Annotated in this window: 15 protein-coding genes and 7 pseudogenes; 16 read left to right on the top strand and 6 right to left on the bottom strand. The window is 60.9% G+C overall.

Features of this window, described 5'->3' with window-relative positions:
* Positions 1-11: 11 nt before the first annotated feature.
* From trbE to XH89_RS40225, 8 genes are all read left to right on the top strand, one after another.
* Positions 12-2,453: a conjugal transfer protein TrbE gene (gene trbE / locus XH89_RS40260; protein WP_128929817.1), complete on the top strand. Its 2,442-nt coding sequence runs from the start codon at positions 12-14 to the stop codon at positions 2,451-2,453.
* Complete coding sequence (gene trbJ, locus XH89_RS40255; protein WP_128929818.1) at positions 2,450-3,181, top strand: P-type conjugative transfer protein TrbJ; 732 nt, start codon at positions 2,450-2,452, stop codon at positions 3,179-3,181. Before trbE ends, trbJ begins: the two co-directional genes overlap by 4 nt.
* On the top strand, positions 3,181-3,555 hold the full coding sequence (gene trbK-alt / locus XH89_RS40250) for a putative entry exclusion protein TrbK-alt (protein WP_128955109.1): 375 nt from the start codon (positions 3,181-3,183) through the stop codon (positions 3,553-3,555). The genes trbJ and trbK-alt overlap by 1 nt, the downstream gene beginning before the upstream one ends.
* Entirely contained in the window at positions 3,552-4,781 is a 1,230-nt protein-coding gene (gene trbL, locus XH89_RS40245) for a P-type conjugative transfer protein TrbL (protein ID WP_128929820.1), read from the top strand. The genes trbK-alt and trbL overlap by 4 nt, the downstream gene beginning before the upstream one ends.
* A 458-nt stretch (positions 4,782-5,239) precedes the next feature.
* Positions 5,240-5,923, top strand: coding sequence for a conjugal transfer protein TrbF (gene trbF, locus XH89_RS40240; RefSeq protein ID WP_128929821.1), 684 nt, complete (start codon positions 5,240-5,242; stop codon positions 5,921-5,923).
* A gap of 32 nt (positions 5,924-5,955) precedes the next feature.
* Complete coding sequence (gene trbG / locus XH89_RS40235) at positions 5,956-6,903, top strand: P-type conjugative transfer protein TrbG (RefSeq protein WP_128929822.1); 948 nt, start codon at positions 5,956-5,958, stop codon at positions 6,901-6,903.
* Positions 6,900-8,108, top strand: coding sequence for a TrbI/VirB10 family protein (locus XH89_RS40230; protein ID WP_128929823.1), 1,209 nt, complete (start codon positions 6,900-6,902; stop codon positions 8,106-8,108). The genes trbG and XH89_RS40230 overlap by 4 nt, the downstream gene beginning before the upstream one ends.
* Positions 8,109-8,112: 4 nt before the next feature.
* Complete coding sequence (locus XH89_RS40225; RefSeq protein WP_128929824.1) at positions 8,113-8,349, top strand: DUF2274 domain-containing protein; 237 nt, start codon at positions 8,113-8,115, stop codon at positions 8,347-8,349.
* Here XH89_RS40225 and XH89_RS40220 read toward each other — a convergent pair.
* From XH89_RS40220 to XH89_RS40210, 4 genes and pseudogenes are all read right to left on the bottom strand, one after another.
* On the bottom strand, positions 8,319-9,068 hold the full coding sequence (locus XH89_RS40220; protein ID WP_232995622.1) for a LysR family substrate-binding domain-containing protein: 750 nt from the start codon (positions 9,066-9,068) through the stop codon (positions 8,319-8,321). The genes XH89_RS40225 and XH89_RS40220 overlap by 31 nt on opposite strands.
* A gap of 39 nt (positions 9,069-9,107) precedes the next feature.
* Positions 9,108-9,284 (bottom strand): annotated as a pseudogene (locus XH89_RS42315) (LysR family transcriptional regulator); the annotation flags it as partial.
* A 59-nt stretch (positions 9,285-9,343) separates the two neighbouring features.
* A complete protein-coding gene (locus XH89_RS40215; RefSeq protein WP_128929826.1) occupies positions 9,344-9,976 on the bottom strand; it encodes an acyl-homoserine-lactone synthase in 633 nt (210 codons plus the stop codon).
* A gap of 81 nt (positions 9,977-10,057) precedes the next feature.
* Positions 10,058-10,789 (bottom strand): LuxR family transcriptional regulator, encoded by a 732-nt coding sequence (locus tag XH89_RS40210; protein ID WP_128929827.1) that lies wholly within the window; start codon positions 10,787-10,789, stop codon positions 10,058-10,060.
* Between the two features lie 576 nt (positions 10,790-11,365).
* Here XH89_RS40210 and XH89_RS40205 point away from each other — a divergent pair.
* From XH89_RS40205 to XH89_RS40175, 7 genes and pseudogenes are all read left to right on the top strand, one after another.
* Positions 11,366-12,781 carry an amidase gene (locus XH89_RS40205; RefSeq protein WP_128955110.1) on the top strand — a complete coding sequence of 472 codons (1,416 nt, stop codon included), beginning with the start codon at positions 11,366-11,368 and terminating at the stop codon, positions 12,779-12,781.
* A complete protein-coding gene (locus XH89_RS40200) occupies positions 12,778-13,686 on the top strand; it encodes a 3-hydroxyacyl-CoA dehydrogenase NAD-binding domain-containing protein (protein ID WP_128929829.1) in 909 nt (302 codons plus the stop codon). The genes XH89_RS40205 and XH89_RS40200 overlap by 4 nt, the downstream gene beginning before the upstream one ends.
* Before the next feature lie 257 nt (positions 13,687-13,943).
* A pseudogene (locus XH89_RS40195) lies at positions 13,944-14,078 on the top strand (transposase); the annotation flags it as partial.
* Positions 14,079-14,237: 159 nt separating this feature from the next.
* Positions 14,238-15,699, top strand: a pseudogene (gene istA, locus XH89_RS40190) (IS21 family transposase).
* Positions 15,700-15,710: 11 nt separating this feature from the next.
* Positions 15,711-16,239 (top strand): annotated as a pseudogene (locus XH89_RS40185) (ATP-binding protein); the annotation flags it as partial.
* A gap of 55 nt (positions 16,240-16,294) precedes the next feature.
* Positions 16,295-17,318 (top strand): annotated as a pseudogene (locus XH89_RS40180) (IS110 family transposase).
* A gap of 265 nt (positions 17,319-17,583) precedes the next feature.
* Positions 17,584-17,724: pseudogene (locus XH89_RS40175) on the top strand (ATP-binding protein); the annotation flags it as partial.
* Between the two features lie 6 nt (positions 17,725-17,730).
* Here XH89_RS40175 and XH89_RS40170 read toward each other — a convergent pair.
* Positions 17,731-18,090 (bottom strand): hypothetical protein, encoded by a 360-nt coding sequence (locus tag XH89_RS40170; protein WP_128929830.1) that lies wholly within the window; start codon positions 18,088-18,090, stop codon positions 17,731-17,733.
* A gap of 49 nt (positions 18,091-18,139) precedes the next feature.
* The gene (locus XH89_RS40165; protein ID WP_128929831.1) at positions 18,140-18,526 is read right to left on the bottom strand and encodes a recombinase family protein; all 387 of its coding nucleotides are present in this window, start codon (positions 18,524-18,526) and stop codon (positions 18,140-18,142) included.
* Positions 18,527-19,036: 510 nt separating this feature from the next.
* Between XH89_RS40165 and XH89_RS40160 the strand changes: the two are divergent.
* A pseudogene (locus XH89_RS40160) lies at positions 19,037-19,156 on the top strand (ATP-binding protein); the annotation flags it as partial.
* Positions 19,157-19,420: the final 264 nt, after the last annotated feature.

The following is a 19,420-nucleotide window of genomic DNA, read 5'->3' as shown; positions in this document are numbered from 1 at the left end:
GAACCTTTCCCATGTTGAATCTTGCCGAATATCGCAAGTCGAACACCCGCCTTGCGGACTTCCTTCCCTGGGCCGCGTTGGTCGATGAGGGCATTGTCCTGAACAAGGATGGCTCGTTCCAACGCACGGCCAAATTTCGCGGGCCCGATCTCGACAGCGCGGTACCGGCGGAGCTCGTCGCAGTCGCCGGCCGGCTCAACAATGCGCTGCGCCGCCTTGGCTCGGGCTGGGCGGTCTTCGTCGAAGCCCAGCGTCACTCCGCGGGAGCATACCCGCCGAGCATGTTCCCGGACGTCGCCTCCGCGCTCGTTGACGCCGAGCGCAAGGCCCAGTTCGAGGAGGAGGGCGTCCACTACGAGTCGAGCTACTATCTTACGCTCCTTTATCTTCCGCCGCCGGAAGATGCCGCAAGGGCCGAGCGGCTTCTCTATGAGGGCTGCGCTCGCAACGAAGATGCCGATGCGCGGCAGGTGCTGGCTGGCTTCGTTGATCGGACGGCGCGCCTCCTGCAGTTGATCGAAGGCTTCATGCCCGAATGCCGCTGGCTCGATGACAGCGAAACACTGACCTATCTTCACGCGACGATCTCGACAAAGCGCCATCGTGTCCGCGTCCCGGAGATCCCGATGTACCTGGACGCTCTGCTGGCGGATCAGCCGCTCTCGGGAGGGCTGGAGCCGATGCTGGGAGCGGCGCATTTGCGGGTGCTCACGATCGTCGGCTTCCCGACCGCCACGACCCCTGGGATTCTTGATGACCTCAATCGGCTTGCCTTCTCCTATCGCTGGTCGAGCCGAGCCATCATGCTCGACAAGCTAGAAGCCACAAGGCTGCTAACCCGAATTCGCCGGCAGTGGTTCGCCAAGCGGAAGTCTATTGCCGCGATCCTGAAGGAGGTGATGACGAACGAAGCATCCTCGCTGCTGGATACCGATGCGCACAACAAGGCGATGGACGCGGACGCCGCGCTCCAGGAACTTGGATCCGACGAGATCGGAGAGGCCTTTGTCACCGCCACTGTCATCGTTTGGGATCTGAATGCAAGGGCGGCCGACGAAAAGCTACGCCAAGTGGAAAAGGTCATTCAGGGTCGCGATTTCACCTGCATGGTCGAGACGGTCAATGCCGTCGAGGCGTGGCTCGGCAGCCTCCCCGGCCATGTCTACGCCAATGTTCGGCAGCCTCCGATCTCCACCTTGAATCTCGCGCACATGATTCCTCTCTCTGCCGTCTGGGCAGGCGAGGCGAGGGACCAGCACTTCAACGCGCCGCCGCTGCTCTTTGGCAAGACGGAAGGCTCGACGCCATTCCGCTTCTCCCTTCACGTTGGCGACGTCGGGCATACTCTTGTTGTGGGACCGACCGGCGCCGGCAAATCGGTTCTGCTCGCGTTGATGGCCCTTCAGTTCCGCCGCTATCCCGGCTCGCAGGTGTTCGCGTTCGATTTTGGCGGCTCGATCCGGGCGGCCGCGATCGCCATGGGCGGCGATTGGCACGACCTTGGTGGCGCGTTGTCGGCCGATGATGGCGCACCGATCGCATTGCAGCCGCTGGCCTGGATCGACAATCCCGCCGAACGGGCCTGGGCGACTGACTGGGTGGCCGCTCTTCTTACACGAGAGAAGGTCGATCTTTCTCCAGAAGGCAAGGACCATCTGTGGTCGGCCCTGACCTCGCTTGCCTCGGCACCGGTACCCGAGCGGACGCTAACCGGGCTTTCTGTCCTTCTGCAGTCGAACGTCCTCAAGCGCGCTCTCCAGCCCTATTGTCTGGGTGGGCCCTATGGGCGGCTGCTGGATGCAGAATTCGAGCGGCTTGGGGAAGCCTCAGTCCAGGCATTTGAGACCGAAGGACTGATCGGAACGGGGGCTGCGCCGGCCGTACTCGCTTATCTTTTTCACCGGATCGGTGACCGGCTCGACGGCAGGCCTACATTGATCATCGTCGACGAGGGGTGGCTAGCGCTCGATGATGCCGATTTCGCAGGACAGTTGCGGGAGTGGCTGAAGACGCTCCGAAAAAAGAACGCCTCGGTGGTGTTTGCCACCCAGTCCCTTTCCGACATCGACGGCTCGGCAATCGCCCCCGCAATCATCGAGAGCTGCCCGACGCGGCTGCTCTTGCCAAACGAGCGCGCGATCGAGCCGCAGATCACAGCCATCTATCGCCGGTTCGGGCTCAATGATCGCCAAATCGAACTCCTGAGCAGGGCAACGCCGAAGCGCGACTATTATTGCCAGTCTCGCCGAGGCAACCGCATGTTCGAGCTTGGCCTCGGCGAGGTCGCACTCGCCTTTACAGCCGCATCAGCCAAGTCCGATCAACTCGCAATCGAGCACCTGGTCGCCGAGCACGGCGCCGAGGGGTTTCTAGCGGTCTGGCTTGAGCACCGCGGAGCAAGCTGGGCTATCGACCTCATCCCGAATCTGAAAAATCTGGAGTCATCACGATGAGCCTTCGACGCTTGCGTTTCGCCATCACGATCCTTGTTGCATCGGCTTTTTCTAGCGGCACAGCGCGTGCCCAGTGGATTGTGTTCGATCCCAACAATTACGTTCAGAACGTGTTGACCGCCGCTCGCGAGCTGCAGCAGATCAGCAACCAGATCACCTCGCTGCAAAACGAAGCGCAGATGCTGATCAACCAGGCAAAAAACCTGGCGAGCCTGCCCTATTCTTCGCTTCTGCAGCTTCAGACCTCCATCCAGCGCACCCAGCAGCTCCTTGGTCAGGCGCAGCACATCGCCTACGACGTCCAACAGATCGACCACGCCTTTGCCACAAGCTATGCGCCGGCAACAAGCAGCCAGTCCGATGCCGCGCTGTTTGCGGGAGCGCAGGCGCGCTGGCAGAACTCCGTCGGAGCGCTTCAGGACGCTCTTCGCCTCCAAGCCGGCGTTGTGGGCAACCTCGACACCAATCGCATTCAGCTGTCCGCCCTGGTGAGCTCGAGCCAGAGCGCCAGCGGCGCGCTCCAGGCAACCCAGGCCGGTAATCAGCTCCTCGCTCTTCAGGCCCAACAGCTCGCCGATCTCACCGCGACCGTCGCGGCCCACGGCCGGGCACAGGCTCTCGAAGCAGCCCAACGCGCAGCGGCCCAAGACCAGGGCCGCGAACAGCTGCAGCGCTTTCTGACTCCTGGGCCCGGCTATCAATCCTCCAACGTACAGATGTTTCACTGATGAGGGATCCGAAAACTATCAAGGCGGTGTCGATCGCAATCACCGTCTTTGGCGGCATAGTGGCGATCATCGCATGCACGCTCACGCTGCAGAATCATGCGGGTGAGCTCGAACACCAGCCGATGACCGCCCAAATACCGAGTGTGCACGAGGCTGACCTGATCCGTTGCCGTGCCGTGACATCCACGCAAACTGATGCCTATGAGACTTGCCGGAAGGTCTGGGCAGAAAGCCGCCGGAGCTTCCTTGGGCAGAAGACGGACTCGAAGGGTTCGTCAGTTGGCTCTTCGGCGGAAGAGGCTTTGGAAGCAAAGGATCAGAGCCGATTGCCTCAAGGCTATCTAGCCCGTCCTGCGGTAGGGGGCGACCAATGACCGGCACGGGCATCATCGACCAATTCCTGGAGACTTTTACACGCTACATCGACAGCGGCTTTGGTCTCGTGGGCGGGGAGGTCGGTTACCTCGCAACGACCCTCGCTGCGATCGACATCACGCTTGCAGCGTTGTTCTGGAGCTGGGGCGCGGACGACGACATCATCGCGCGGCTGGTCAAGAAGACGCTCTTCGTCGGGGTTTTTGCTTACCTGATCGGAAATTGGAACAGTCTCGCCCGTATCGTCTTCGAGAGCTTTGCGGGCCTTGGGCTGAAGGCCTCCGGCACCAGCTTGTCGGCCGGCGATTTCGTGCGGCCGGGCAAGATCGCGCAGGTGGGCCTCGATGCAGGCCGTCCGCTCCTGGACTCGATCTCCAGCCTGATTGGCTACATCAGCTTTTTCGAGAACTTCGTCCAGATCGTGGTTCTGTTGTTTGCCTGGGCAATCGTGCTTCTTGCCTTCTTCATTCTGGCCGTTCAGCTTTTCGTGACACTGATCGAGTTCAAACTCACTACATTGGCCGGATTTGTGCTGATTCCCTTCGGCCTGTTCGGCAAGACCGCCTTTGCGGCAGAGCGCGTCCTCGGCAACGTGGTCTCATCAGGCATCAAGGTGCTGGTGCTGGCTGTGATTGTCGGCATCGGCTCAACACTGTTTTCGCAATTTACGTCGGGCTTCAACGGCGCCCAACCGACCATCGAAGATGCCATGACATTGGTTCTTGCGGCGCTCTCGCTGTTGGCGTTGGGGATCTTCGGACCGAGCATCGCAAGCGGGCTGGTCTCCGGTGGGCCGCAACTCGGCGCAGGATCTGCGGTCGGTACAGCACTTGCCGCAGGCGGCGCCGCGGTGGCGACAGCCGGGCTTGCTGCAGGTGCGGCAGGTCTCGCCGGCGGAGCGCTCGTGGGCGCCGGCAGGATGGGCGCAAGCGCTGTCACGGGCACCGCAGCGGCATATCGCAGTGGCGGCCTCACGGGCGTCGCAAATGCGGCCGCCTCTGCAGCAGCAAGTCCACTTCGCAGGATGGCCTCGACGGTTGGCGGAGGCGGTCAATCGACGAGCACTTCAGCTCAGACCGCGAGCGGTAGCCCCACTTGGGCTCAGCGCATCAAGCAAGGTCAGGGCCTTGATCGGGGGGTATCGGCGGCAGTTCATGCAGTCAAATCCGGCGATCCCGGTGGCAGCGGCAGCTCGGTCGATCTCTCCCAGGAAGAGCGCCGATGAGAGGGATTTCCGAGAACGGCGCATGGCCGTCGAACTCCGCTCGGCCTGTTCCGATGATCAGCTGTTCTCGTGGGTCCTCTGCAGTGCGTCGGCTGGGTCGTCAATGCGTCATTCAAGCCTCTCGCATTCTGTCCTTGACGCTGACGCCAGCTCTGATCTGGCAAGCGATCCATGGCCAGATCCCGTCCGACACGTCGCTGCGCCAACGGCCCCTTCTTCTCGGTGTCGCGGGTGCGAAGGCAGGATTGGGCTCGGTTCTTTTGCCGCGCAATCCGGCGCAGCTCCCGGAAGTAAGGGGACTCAGTCGCAGCATTCGCCGCCGGCGGTGCAGAAGCTGCCACATCGTACGGTGCTTGTGCGTGTTCGCGCGCGTGATCCGCATCGAGCAGCCGACATGAGCAAAACGCCGTCTGCTGCCGGCTCGCTACGATGGATCAGGGATACTCAGGGGAAGTTCAATGTTTAAGAGATCAGCAACGCATTATGGCCGCGCGCCGGCGGCACTCACCCCTTATCAGAAGGCAGGTCAAGTCTGGGACGAGCGCATCGGCTCGGCCCGCCTGCAGGCGAAGAACTGGCGCTTGATGGCGTTCGGCTGCCTTGCTCTGTCTTGCAGCCTTGCCGGCGGGCTGATCTGGCAATCGACACAAGGAACGATAACGCCGTGGATCGTCGAGGTCGACCGGCTCGGTCAAGCTCAGCGGGTCTCGCCTGCAAGTTCCGACTACGACCCGACGGATCCACAAATTGCCTGGCACCTGGCGCGGTTCATCGAAGATGTGCGCGCCCTGCCATCCGATGCCATCGTGCTGCGGCAGAATTGGCTCCGGGCCTACGACTTCACGACCGATCGCGGGGCCGTCGCACTCAATGAATATGCCAGGGCAAACGACCCATTCGCCGGGCTCGGCAAGGCGCAGATCTCGGTGGAAGTCTCCAGCGTCATACGGGCCTCGCCCGACAGCTTTCGTGTCGCATGGATTCAGCGCGCTTACGAGAACGGCTCGCTCGCCTCGACCGAGCGATGGACAGCCATCCTGAGCATCGTCATCCGAACGCCGCGTGATGCCGATCGGCTGCGCAAAAATCCTCTCGGAATCTATGTGAATTCGATCAATTGGTCCAAGGAGTTGGGGCAGTGAAAGTATATCCTTGCGAGTTCAGGACAGCGCCAATGAAGAGGGGCATCACTTCCGCAGCCGTCATGCTTGGCTGCATGCTCAGCGGCTGCTCGACCTTCATTCCACCCGAAATCAGCTATGACACAGATGTGCCGCCGCTGCCTGTGGCGGCAGCGCCGGCGGATGATCGTCCGCGTCCCCTGCATGTGCCTCCATCCTGGAAGCCGTCGCTTGGCGGCAAGCCGGGCACCAAGGAGGATGTCGAGCCGGTCAACCGGATCGAAATCGCCAACAGTGCGGCGCGCGTCGAGCCGAGGCGGAGAGGCTATTTCAACGCCGCACAGATCTACAGCTATAGCCCGGGCGCGCTCTATCAGGTCTATGCCGCGCCGGGACAGATCACCGACATTGCTCTTGAGGAGGGGGAGCAGTTGACCGGCTCCGGCCCGCTCGCAGCCGGCGACACCGTGCGATGGGTCATCGGCGACACCGAAAGCGGCAGCGGCGAGGAGCGCAGGGTGCACGTGCTGGTCAAGCCGACGCGCGCCTCCATCGAAACCAACCTCGTGATCAATACTGATCGGCGCACCTATCTCCTCGAGCTCCGCTCGCGCGAGAAGCCCTACATGCCATCGGTCGCGTGGTACTATCCGCAAGATCGGATCAAGCGGCAGCAATTGACTCCTGTTCCGCTGCTCCCAGAGCTTGCACAACGGCGCTTTCGGTATGCGATCGAGGGGGACAATCCGCCGTGGCGCCCCCTTGCAGCCTACGACGACGGCCGAAAAGTCTACATCGAGTTCTCGCAAGGTATCGTCCAAGGCGAAATGCCGCCGCTGTTTGTGCTCGGGCCTGACGGTAAGAGCGAAATCGTCAATTATCGCACCTTTGGCAGCGTCCTGATCGTCGACCGCCTGTTTGCGGCTGCCGAACTGCGGCTTGGTGGAGAACATCAACAAAAGGTTAGGATCGTCCGCACCGACGGGAGGTTTTCGTCATGACGGAAGAACACCGCGAAGATGAGACCTCCCCGGACGGCGAACAGGAGACAGGTGAGCTCGAGGATGGGTTTCGGCTCCGGCCCGAATACCCGAGCGTCACCCGCTTGTCTCGCAAGGTGCTGCTGACCGGATCCGCGCTCTGCCTGGCGCTGGTCGCCGCGGCGGCGACGTGGGCGCTCCAGAAACAACGGCCGCGTGAGGCCGCTTCCGAGGAGCTCTATCTGGCTGAGCGTCACAATGTTGCTGAGAGCGTCACAGCGTTGCCGCCGGACTACTCGAAGGTCACCCCTCCTGTCCCCCAGCTTGGTCCACCTCTTCCCGGCGATCTCGGCAGACCAATCCTGGCCGCCAAAGGCCAGATCGCCGCGCCAGGCGCTGCGGCCGACCAGGAACAGCAACGCCGTGACCAGGAACAAGAGGCGGCTCGTGTAAGCCGACTGTTCGCCTCTACCAATGTGAGGGACACGGCAGCGTCGAGCGGAGCCCAAGCAGGTGGCGCCAATGCTCCCTCCCTGATCCCCAGCAGCGAGGATGGGTCACTGCAAAACGCTCAGGACCGGAAGCTCGCCTTCGTAAATGCGGCCACCGATCGACGAACGACCAGTCCAGACCGCCTCGTGAAGGCGCCATCACCTTACGTGGTGCAGGCCGGATCGGTTATCGCCGGGGCCCTGATCACCGGCATTCGCTCCGATCTGCCTGGAATGATCACAGCTCAGGTAAGCGAGAATGTTTATGATACGCCCACCGGGCGCTTTCTCCTCATCCCCCAGGGCGCCAGACTGACTGGCATCTATGACAGTCAGGTGAGCTTCGGCCAGAGCCGCGTGCTGCTCGTTTGGACCCGGTTGATCATGCCGAACGGCCGCTCGGTCGTCTTGGAGCGCCAACCGGGGACAGACACGCAAGGCTATGCCGGCCTTGAAGATCAGGTTGACAACCATTGGGGTGAGCTGTTCAAGGCGGCGGCGCTGTCGACCTTCCTGGCTGTTGGCTCGGAAGCGGGTGCAGGTTCCGATGCGAGCAATAGCAACAGCGCAATCATTGGTGCCCTCAGGCGCGGTGCATCAGATTCGCTGAACCAGGCCGGCCAACAAGTGGTCCGCCGTAGCCTCAATATCCAGCCGACCTTGACGATACGCCCGGGTTACCCGGTCCGCGTCCTGGTCAACCGTGATCTCATTCTTGAACCTTATAGAGGCTAGCCGCATGCCTAAATTGAAGATTGCAGCGCTTGTGGACGATCGGCCTGTCAAAATGACGGTCGAACTCGCGGCCCATGTTCACCGGGATTTGCACGTCTATGCCGATGTGCTGGCGAAGCAAACCGGACAGGCCGTCGAACCTGCCAAGCTCATTGGCCCGATGTTGGCGCGCTTCATGGCGACAGACCGGGCTTTTGCGAAATCAAAACGTCAAGCCCGCTCTTCCCCTCCTGAAGAATAACATTCTCTCAGAAGGGCTAGGAAGTGGGCGACAACAGATCTTTCATCGCCGGTTCTGACATGAGCTGACATTGTGATCCGACTGGGTCCCCTTGCGTCGTGCAGTTCGCGATACACCACCCCTGGGAATCCGGCGTGAGCTTCGGATGCCAATAACGGCGTGACGCCGCGGCCAATGCTGACGAGACTGGTCAGCTTGCTGCGGCTCACGTCGCAGGCTTCGATTAAGGCCCCGTTTCCATGAGCCGCCAGTTTGCAGACCAGAAGGTCTTCGACTTCTCTTGCGGGATCATCGCGGCTGACGAGAACGGTTCGACTGTGCAGATCGGCGCAGGAGACCGACTCGTTCTGAGCTAACTCATCATTCTTGGCGAGTGCGATGAGAATACCTTCACGCCATAGGGGAAAGGCCGCCGTGAGCAGCATGGAAGATAGACCGTCTGGCGCGATGGCGATATCGAGCGAGCCCGTCTGAAGCGCGATCAGGAGTTCCGGCATGACGCGTTCAAGGACGGCGACCTTGATTTCCGGATAACGGCTTTGAAACTCGGCGATCGCAGGTGTTATTCGTCCTGCGGAGACGAATGGGCAGAAGCCGATAGCCAGGTGATCCGCCCGCTTGGACAGGGTCAAGACTGTCGCCTTCGATAATGAATCGACCTGCTCGATGATAAGCTTTGCCGTCCTCAGGAATGTCGTACCAGAGGCTGTTGGATTCATCCCGTATCTCGATCGCTCGAACAAGCGGGTACCAACCAGGCATTCCAATCGTCCGATCGCCCGACTGATGGCCGAGTGTTCGACACCCAGCACCCTGGCTGCGCTCCGAATGCTGCCCGCTTCATTGACTGTCACAGCAACGCGCAGATGTTGTAAACTTATTGGATTGGATATTGGTCGCTGTGTCTGACAGGCAAGGTGGTCGATTGGAGGCATTTACAAATCAAGGTGCGGCGATTTAAGTCGGATGAGTTCTGCGGGCAGCGAGCCGGCAGTCAGGCGGCGTGCGACAGGACTGGAGTCCAGAGAACTGGGCCGGCGAGTCCACCGGCCGCACGTATCCTGTCCAAAGCATTGAGCGTGATTTCCAGGTGGCCGGCGACAGCAAGCGTGTTTCCAATTTCACAAGGCGATGCAATCCGGCGAAGCGGCCATCCTGCGCGCCTCAGAATTCGCTCCATCCGGACGTCGGTGACTGTGACGATGCTCGTGAGCTGTCGAGACAGACCAAACTCAATCATGCCCGCGAAGAGTTCGTAAGTTGCCCTCGCAAGCCCGTGTGCCGCCTTCGGAGCATCTGAAGGAAGATCAACTGCAAAGCGGCTGCTCTCCCACACATGAGGATCCGATGGGGCAGGGCACTTTCCCAGGAGCACAGAAAAGGTGTCGCGGATCATCGTCGGGCCGGTTGTCGGCAAAAGGCGAACCGACCCCTGCACCAGTCCCTCGACCGACGTTTGGACGAGATATACCGGACCTAGCGCGTCAAACTCGTCGGTCTCCATCTCGCCGGAACTGTGAACGCTCCAATCTAATCTTTGCTTGAAGACGCGATGCCGCAGCCTGTGCATGGCCGCTAGCGTTTGGGAGAACGCGCCGTGAAATGGTTCGGCAATCAGTTGAATCATGACCCCTCCTGTCCGGATTTCGACTATATGGGAGAGCCGGGTGCAAATGGCACCACGTACAACTAGAGGGGCGGCGCGGCCCTAATCTTGCCTAACTGCCTTAGCAGCGCCAAGTCGTGAAGTCGCTTCGGCCAATGTCCTCACGCCCAGCTTGTTCTTTGCATTATTCAAATAGGACTTCACGGTATTTGGCGATATCTGCAGGATCTGCCCAATCTCCCATGTGGTCTTGCCCTTTGCGACCCAGTCGAGGCACTCCATTTCGCGACGTGAGAGTTCAACGTTAGCGATCATCAGTTCATGAGAAAGCTTTTGCCGCACGCGCCGGTCGAAAGAAATGGCCATGAACTGGAGGACCTCCGAGCGGCGCTCTATGCTCAATTGAAATGCTCGGTCATTCTGGTCGGTGGCAAACGTCAAGGCGGCCATGGAGGCGCCGTTGTGGATTGGAACGGTGAATCCCAATCGGATCCCACACTGAGCAGCTTCGTCGAGCAAGCTTCGCTGCGCCCGAGAAATCAATCTATGAGGTTCCCTGTGGTCCCAGCTAAAGGGCTCCGTGGTCTCCAGCGCACGCTCGATAATGGGGTCGAGGCGCTCATAGTGACTGCGCACATAATGCGCAACCCAATTGGCGGGATACGTGGAAATCACGAGGGCGTTCTCACCCCGTCTCTTCGGCCAGGCCAGATAAGCCAAACATGGCAGCTCAAGTGCGCGTCCGGTGACCGCCAAGGCGTCGCTAAAGCCATCAGCGTGGTTCGCGTTGATCAGCAGATTGAGAAAATTTTGGAAGATACGGTGCGTGCTCATTCGCATACGATTCGGTAGAGAAGATGAGCGACGTTACGAGTCCCTTTGCTGCGTAAAGGCAAGTTGTTCGAAAGTCTCGCGACGTCACACTGTTAACCGACCAGCGATCGAGCTGCACCTATTCAGCTCACGTCCACTTTCGACACGGCGCAACCGACATCACTGTTCTGGGCGGTTCTGTAGGCGAGAACCGCCAAAGAGCGCAAGGACGACAAGCCCTGATAGTTTGGCGGTCATCTTCCACACACGCAACTACACTTAGAGGCCGCAGTCCTGCGCTCATCGCAGAATTTGGCAGGATAAATGCGCGTACGCCGGGATTCTTCGCGGATTTACTCCCAAAGTGGTCCTACGTTCTCTACGGCAGGCGAGGCGGGGCTGAGGAAAAGCTAAGAGATAATTTTTCGTAGGCAGACGGGGCCGTGCGCGTCAAGCGCCGCCCAGCGTTCTGCTCGCCGTCCAGTTGGAGACTTTTCTATGCGTCGTCGAAGCGGCCTTTCGAAAATGCCTACACTTTTGCGATCATTGCTCTCGATCGCCAACTAAGGGGACGACGGCAAGAGACGGGGTTCTGAAGTGCATGAATTGATCAGGCAGACCGCCTGCAGTGTTGTCGAAAAATTGCGGAATGGCGAAGTAAGCCCCCTGGAGCTGCTGGACGCGCTGGAGCAGCGGATCGGGCAAGTCGACGGCAAGCTTAACGCGCTGCCCATCCTTTGTTTTGATCGCGCGCGCACACATGCTCGTACGCTGATGGAGCGACCTACCGGCGCACGTGGGCTGCTGGCCGGTCTTCCCGTTCCCATCAAAGATCTGATTGACGTTGCCGGCACTCGCAACACACAGGGCTCCCCGATCTTCAGGAACAAAATAGCTGAGACGTCGGACATCTTGGTCGAGCGCATCGAGCAGAATGGTGGTGTTGTTTATGCAAGATCGAACACCCCCGAGTTCGGAGCGGGGGCCAACACGGTCAATGAACTCTTCGGAGCAACGCTCAATCCGTGGAATCCAGCTCGCTCTGCTGCTGGCTCGTCCGGAGGTGCCGCGGTTGCGATCGCCGCCGGCATGGCTTGGGTTGCGCATGGCTCTGACATGGGGGGCTCACTCCGAAATCCGGCGAGCTTTTGCGGTGTAGTGGGTCTTCGGCCGAGCTTGGGCCGAGTGGCCCGAACTCCCAAATCTAAAATCGACCGCAACCTCGGCATACACGGACCAATGGCGCGCAATGTCGAGGACGTTGCGCTCCTGTTGGACGCAATGAGTGGTGAGCATCCTGCCGATCCACTGTCCTTGCCGGCACCCGCAGAATCGTTCCTGACGACCACGCGCACGGCAAAGAGACCAAGACGGGTTGCCTATTCGGCCGATCTGGGCATTACACCCGTGGATCCTCAAATTGTGGAAATTACCCGCGGCGCTGCAGCGCGCTTCGTCGAACTTGGTGTAATCGTCGAAGAAGCTCACCCCGATCTTCGAGAAGCTCAAGAGTGCTTCCACGTTCTCCGCGCATTCGATTTCGCTATTAGCAAAGCTGCTCTACTTCGAAGCCATCGCGATCTGCTCAAGCCGGACGTCGTTTGGAACATCGAAGAAGGGCTGAAGCTTTCTATCGAGCAACTCGAACGCGCCGAGGAGCAGCGAGTTGCCATGGTGGTGCGCGTACTTAAGTTTTTCGAGAAGTACGATCTTCTCTTGACGCCGGCAACAATCGTAGAGCCTTTCCCCGTGGCCAACAGCCACGTCATGGAGTGCGACGGCAGACAATTTGAGAATTACGTGGATTGGGTTGCCATCGCTTTTGCAATCACCCTCGTCTGTTGCCCCGCGATGTCTCTGCCCTGCGGTTTCACGAGTTCCGGCCTTCCGGTAGGCTTGCAAATGGTCGCTCCCCCTCGAGCCGACGGGCAGTTATTGGCCGGTGCTAAACTGCTTGAAGATAGTTTGGGGCTACTCGGCAGTACGCCGATCGATCTGGGGCTCGCAACATGAATGGCACAATCGCGGTTCTCGGCTGCGGGCTTATAGGCCAAAGCTGGTCGGCGCTATTCACTGCCTATGGTTATGACGTCGTCGGCTGGGATCCAGCGCCAAAATCGCAGTCCCTGTTGCAAGAAGCGATTTCTCGATGTCAGAAGCAGGTTTTTCGTCCCTCGGAACTTGAATCAGGCCTTGGTTCCTTTCGCCTTGTCGAGACACCGGAACAGGCGGTTTCCGACGCCTTTTGGGTTCAGGAAAACGCACCCGAAGTGCTCGAGTTAAAAGGAGAGCTCTACGGCCGCGTTGAGGCGGCAGCCCATCCCGATACGGTACTCGCAAGCAGTACATCCTCTCTAACTTGGTCACAGCTTGCCACCAGCCTAAAACGAACCTCGCGATTCATTACTGCTCATCCCTTCAATCCTCCACACATCATGCCGCTAGTGGAGATTTATGGGGCCGATGCTGATCTTCGGACGACGGCTGTGTCGTTCTTTCGCGGGCTCGGCCGCGAGCCAGTTCTTTTAGCCCGCGACGTAGTAGGGCACATCGCCAACCGGCTTGCTTCAGCACTCTGGCGTGAAGCGGTCAACTTAGTCGCCGAGAATATTGCTGATGTCGCCGCTGTCGACGCGGCGCTCGTGCATGGACCTGGGCTGCGCTGGTCAGTGGTCGGTGCACATATGGCCTACCACCTTGGTGGGGGTCCTGGGGGAATTGAGCATTACCTGCGACATCTCGGGCCTAGCCAGGAACGCCGATGGGCCACGCTAGGTCAGCCACAGCTTACTCCCGATGTCTGTACCCGTCTGGTCGCTGGCGTCCATGCAGAGGCGGATGGCAGATCGATTTCCGAATTAGAAGGTGAACGTGATCGCGCACTCTTGAGACTCCTTGCCGCGCGGAGTTCAATTTAAGCATATGGACAAGCTCAGCGTGGGTTGACTTCAGCGACAATTGGAAGACAACCTGTACATCCGAGCCGGCGCTCGCAGGACTGACGCGCCGTTGACATTGGCCAAAGCTGTTGCCTGACGGCGCTATCAAGCGTGAATTGCACCAAACAATCATCATTGCCAAGCCGCCGACGGCGCGTGGCACGCTCCCTCAGTCTGAGCTGCTGCCGGTTTGATGGACACCGAGATTAGGTGTTTCATGAAGCCGGAGGTGGGCGATGAAGAGACGGAAGTTTAGTCGCAAGTTCAAGATCTAGGCGGTCAAGCTGGTCCGGAAACGCGGGGTGTCGGTGGCACAAGCCGGCCGCGACCTGGACGTTCATGAGAACGTTCTGCGCAAATGGGTCAAGGAGTTCGGCTGCTGATTCCGCTTGATGTCGCCCACCATTCCGGGATGATGTCGCCCGGGGTATCGCAAGAGCGAACCCGGGGTGACGAGGCCTCTTCTGGCTCCGATACGGTCCCGCCTTTCGTTGCGAAGGGGGACCTGGATGCCGACGGAGAGGCTTGCGATGCGCCATGTGCGCGATGTGATCAGATTGAAGTCGGCTGGGATGCCGACCCGCGAGATTGCGCGGCGGTTGGGGACGGTGCCTTCGACGGTGCGGTTGACGATCCGCCGGTTTGAAGCGGCGGGGCTGACCTGGCCATTGCCCGACGGCATCACCGACGCTGTGCTGGAAGCCCGGTTGTTCGCCAGCGCGGGAGCCGGTCTCGGCACCCGGCGTGGCCATCGCCGGCAGGCGGAGCCGGACTGGGCGGCGGTGCACCGCGAGCTCCGGCGCACGCACGTGACGCTGTCGATCCTGTGGGAGGAGTACATCGCGGGCGAACCCGGCGGGTATCGCTATTCGCGGTTCTGCGAGCTCTACCGGGCCTGGGAAGGCCGGCTGTCGGCGACGATGCGCCAGTCGCATGCAGCCGGCGACAAGCTGTTCGTCGATTATGCGGGCGACGGCGTGCCGGTGGTGATCGACCGGTTTACCGGCGAGCGGCGCACCGCGCAGATCTTCGTCGCGGTGCTCGGCGCATCGAGCTTCACCTGCGCGCAGGCGACCTGGACGCAGGGGCTCGCCGACTGGATCGATGGCCACGTCGGCGCCTTCGAGGCGATCGGCGGCGTGCCGGCACTGCTGGTGCCGGACAACACCAAGGTCGCCGTGATCAAGGCCTGCCTGTACGATCCGCAGATCAACCGCAGCTACGCCGACATGGCGGCGCAATACGGCACCGCCATTCTGCCGGCCAGGCCCACGGCGGCCACGGGACAAGGCCAAGGTCGAGCAGGCGGTCCTCATGGTCGAGCGCTGGCTGCTCGGACGGCTGCGCCATCGGACCTTCCACAGCCTCGCCGAGGTCAACGCGGCGATCGCCGAGTTAATGACCCGGCTCAACGAGGAGCGACCGATCCGGCGGCTCGGCGTGACCCGCCGCAAGCTGCTGGAGGAGATCGACCGGCCGGCACTCAGGGTCTTGCCGGAGAGCCCTTACGTGTTCGCCGAGTGGCGGATCTGCCGGGCCAGCATCGACTACCACGTCGAGGTCGAGGCGCATTACTACAGCGTCCCGCATCGCTTCGTCCGCGCCGAGGTCGAGGTGCGCTTCACCGCCCGCACCGTGGAGATATTCCACAAGGGCGAGCGGATCGCCGCGCATCAGCGCATGAGCGGCAACCACAAGCACACCACCGTGCCGGAACACATGGCGTCCAGTCATCGGCGCTACGCCGGCTGGACCATCGAGCGCATCCGCAAGGAGGCCGCCGCGATCGGGCCGGCCACCGCCGCGCTGTGCGACCTGATCCTCGATGAACGCACGCACCCCGAGCAGGGCTTTCGCACATCGGCGCGCACCTACGGCTCAGTCAAATCGATCCTCGCCAACAATCTCGATCGGCGGCCTTCACCCAAGCGGCCCGCGGACGACGCGCCGATCCTCCATCCCAACAACCGCGGGCCGCGCTACTACAACTAGGAGATCACGCCTTGCTCACGCATCCGCCCCTCGATCAACTCTACACGCTCGGCCTGCATGGCATGGCGAAGGCGCCTTCGCCGACATCGAAGCCGGCGGCGAGGCCGCAAGCCTCGGCCACGCCGAATGGCTCGCGCTCCTGCTCGAACGCGAAGCGTCGCTGCGACGCGACAAGCGGCTGTCGAAGCGGCTGCAATACGCCAAGCTGCGCCAGGAGGCCTGCGTCGAGGACATCGACTATCGCACCCCGCGCGGCCTCGACCGCAGCCTGCTGACGATGCTGGTCGAAGGGCAATGGATCGACGACCACGCCACCTTTTGATCTGCGGGCCCTCCGGCGTCGGTAAGAGCTGGCTCGCCTCAGCGCTCGGCAACAAGGCCTGCCGCGACAATCGCTCCGTGCTTTATCAGCGCGTCCCACGGCTGTTTAGCGATCTCGCTTTGGCGCGCGGCGACGGCCGCCACTCCCGCCTGCTGCGCGCGCTTGGCCGCGTCGATCTCCTCATCTTTGATGGTGTGGACGGCCTCACCTCAACGGCATCATAGTGCCAAGGCGTGGTCGCCAGAGCGCCACAAAGAAGGGGGACCGTCCGAGATGAAGTTTATTAGAATAGGCGTTGATCTCGCCAAGAACTATTTTCAGATTAATGCGCTGTCTAGTGAGGATGCACCAGCCGTAAAGCGCAAGCTGACGCGCCGGACGATGCGCGAGTTCTTCTCGAGGATCGAGCCGTGCCGCGTTGGCATGGAGGCTTGCGGCTCAGCCCACTATAGGGCGCGCGAACTGAAGGCCATGGGACACGATGTGTCTCTGATGCCGCCGGCCTACACAAAACCCTATGTCAAGCGAGGTAAGAACGATGCCGTCGATGCGGAAGCCATCTGTGAAGCGGTCTCGCGCCCTGCCATGCGTTTTGTGCCGATCAAGAGCGCTGATCAGCAAGCGACCCTGATGTGGCACAAGACGCGCGAGCTGCTGGTCAAACAGCGAACGATGAGCGTGAACGCTCTACGCGGCCATTTGGCCGAATTCGGTCTTGTCGTCGCCAAGGGCACCGGCCGCGTCGACGAGCCTTTAGGCCTCGCAGAAGGCGATGCGACTCTTCCCGACGCCGCTGTCCTGGCCGCGAGGGTTCTCGGTCAGCAAATTGATGCGCTCGGAGGCGCACTCGATGATTTGGAGAGGGAGATCGCCAAGGCTCACGCGCTCAGCGAGACGAGCCGTTCGCTCGGAGAAATTTCCGGCGTTGGCAAGCTTGTTGCCTCGGTAATTACAGCCAGTGTACCAGACCCAAGCGTATTCAATTCGGGACGGGATTTTGCTGCCTGGCTGGGTCTGACGCCCAGGCAAATTTCAAGCGGGGGTAAACCAACTCTCGGAACCATCACCAAGGCGGGTAATCGATATATAAGGAAGTTACTCGTTCTCGGAGCAACATCGCTTCTAAACGTTGTGGAAAAACGCCGCGGCGGCTTGCGCGACTGGATTGTCGGGCTTTTGGCTAAAAAAGCCGGCGCGGCTTGTGACCGTCGCCCTCGCCAACAAGCTTGCTCGGATCATCTGGGCAATGATGAAAACCGGAGAATGCTTCCGCACCGAGATGTTCGCCAAACTTTGAGTGTCGGACAGCCGCATCGAAGAGTTATAAGCTTGGTAAGTGCAAGAAAGGCATGATGAAAGACAACGGTCGCCACCGAAAACCAGGAAAACCCGACCAGTCGTGTGAGCCTCAAAGCTCGCATCCTTGATGTGACCCCTTGGTTGTCGGACTTCATCAGGGCCAGCGGAGATATGATCCGCGCTAAACGCCGGACATACGATCGCAGCCGTCCAAGTCGTTCGAAGTGCCAAATTGTGCTTGCCATCAGAGGCCGTCCACATACGACGACTGGGGCCTCGAGCCGCTTGACGCCGCGGCCCGCCACGACCTCCTGGAGATCCTCGAGGACCGCTACGGCCGCGGCTCCACCATCGTCACCAGCCAGCTCCCGATCGATCAATGGCACGCGCTGATCGGCGAGCCGATGACTTCATGATGCCTCCTCCTTCGAACGCTTGGTGTGTTGTACTCGATTGCGAAGCTGACTGATTTGTTCGTCTGAGAGCTCGATCTGCCATGGCTGGCCTTTGGTTAACTGACGACCTGCCAGCATTCCGCGCGCGAGATAGTCGAATACCGTCTGCGGGGTTACTCCAAGCTCAGCCGCTGCGCCCTGAATCGAGAAGCTGCCGTCGGGCCAGCGCATCGGATTCTTGTCTACGCCGTTGATTTTGACCGTGGGAATGCCCCAGCGGGTGCGCAACAGCCGGACGTTCTCGCCTTTGAAAGCGCAGCCTCGGGCCGCGACAAAGCCTTCCTGATTGAGGATTGCCGCGATCTCGGCATCCATTTTATGTTCAGCATTCAACTCGACGATCCGTCGCCGCAACCGATCAATGTCAATGTAGTTGCGGTAGGTATGAACGCGCCGTTGTACGTGATGCTCGCTGGTTGTGGCGGTCTGCCAGACGACGGGCCAAGCGAGAAGCGTCGAGGCTCACCACAAGGCCGGCGTTGCCAAGGCCGATCTCGGCAATGAGCTTCTGGAAACCATGACGATCCACAGCGCCAGCTCCGGACTTGCCCAGATCCTCGTCAATGACCTGGACGCGCTCCGGCGGCCAGCCCAGACCGATGGCCCGATCGACGAGGCGGTACTGCAGCTCGGTGCTCTCCTGGTGCTGGCGCACCTGGTTCACGGATGACTGCCGCACGTAGACGTAGGCCAACTTGGCTCGGTGTGCGGTCGTGAGCCGCTCGTCAGCGACGGTCGAGCTGATCAGCACGACCCAGTCTCCTTCCGGCCGTGCCGGGAACCGCTTGCATTCGCCGCAGCAGCGTGGCGAGGATTTGAGCGATCTGGGTTTGCGTCGCGGTCGACAGATTCGGCCACAGGCGCGGAATGTCGGCCGTCGGACGGCGGGGTGGATTTGCCAATATCGGCAGGGGTCGATACGCAACGCGACCTGGAAGCGGTCGGTGGGTCATCGCGAATCACCTTCTCGTCGAGAAGGCTCAGACTCGCGCTCAAATGTTGCATCAATGGGATCAGCGTACGGGCACTGATGCGCGGCAGATCGGCGGCGTTCGGGCGAGGCGTGATCGGCGTCTCGACAAGATCCGTCGACGCGATCCGAACTGCCCGCGGCCGGCCGTCCGGCAGCGCGACAACGACGTAGGCGGGACCGCCCCCGACCGCTCCTTCAGCACCTCAAGCCGGTGCCCAAAAAGAAAATGATGCGGGTCAGTGATCGTGACGTGAGACACGACCCGTTCCAAAATAGGGGCACTCTGTTGTGTTTGGTGATCCCACCTACGCCGACGCCGTCCTCGACCGCCTGGTCCATAACGCCCACCGGATCGATCTGAACGGCGAAAGCATGCGGCGAACCCGCAAACCTGACCGAAAGGCCTGAGCCTGTGGCGCTGTGGACATGCCGCTACGCTTGGACAACGCAAGAGCGTTGCCCACATGCCCACAGCAGGAACAACAGAAAAACCCGCCCGTCGAGCCGCGATTCAAGATTGACCACGCGGCTTCGCCGATGCCAGAAACCAGACAGCCAGAACGCCTCGCGCCCCGGGCGACATCAAATCGGAATGGTGGGCGAGATCATCTCGGAATACTGGAGGGTTCAAATAGGTCCCGCGTCGCAGATCTCGCCGCAAGTCCAGCGCGG

It is taken from the genome of Bradyrhizobium sp. CCBAU 53340 (assembly GCF_015291645.1).
Classification (GTDB): Bacteria; Pseudomonadota; Alphaproteobacteria; order Rhizobiales; family Xanthobacteraceae; genus Bradyrhizobium.
This window is presented reverse-complemented; position numbering and strand designations above follow the sequence as displayed.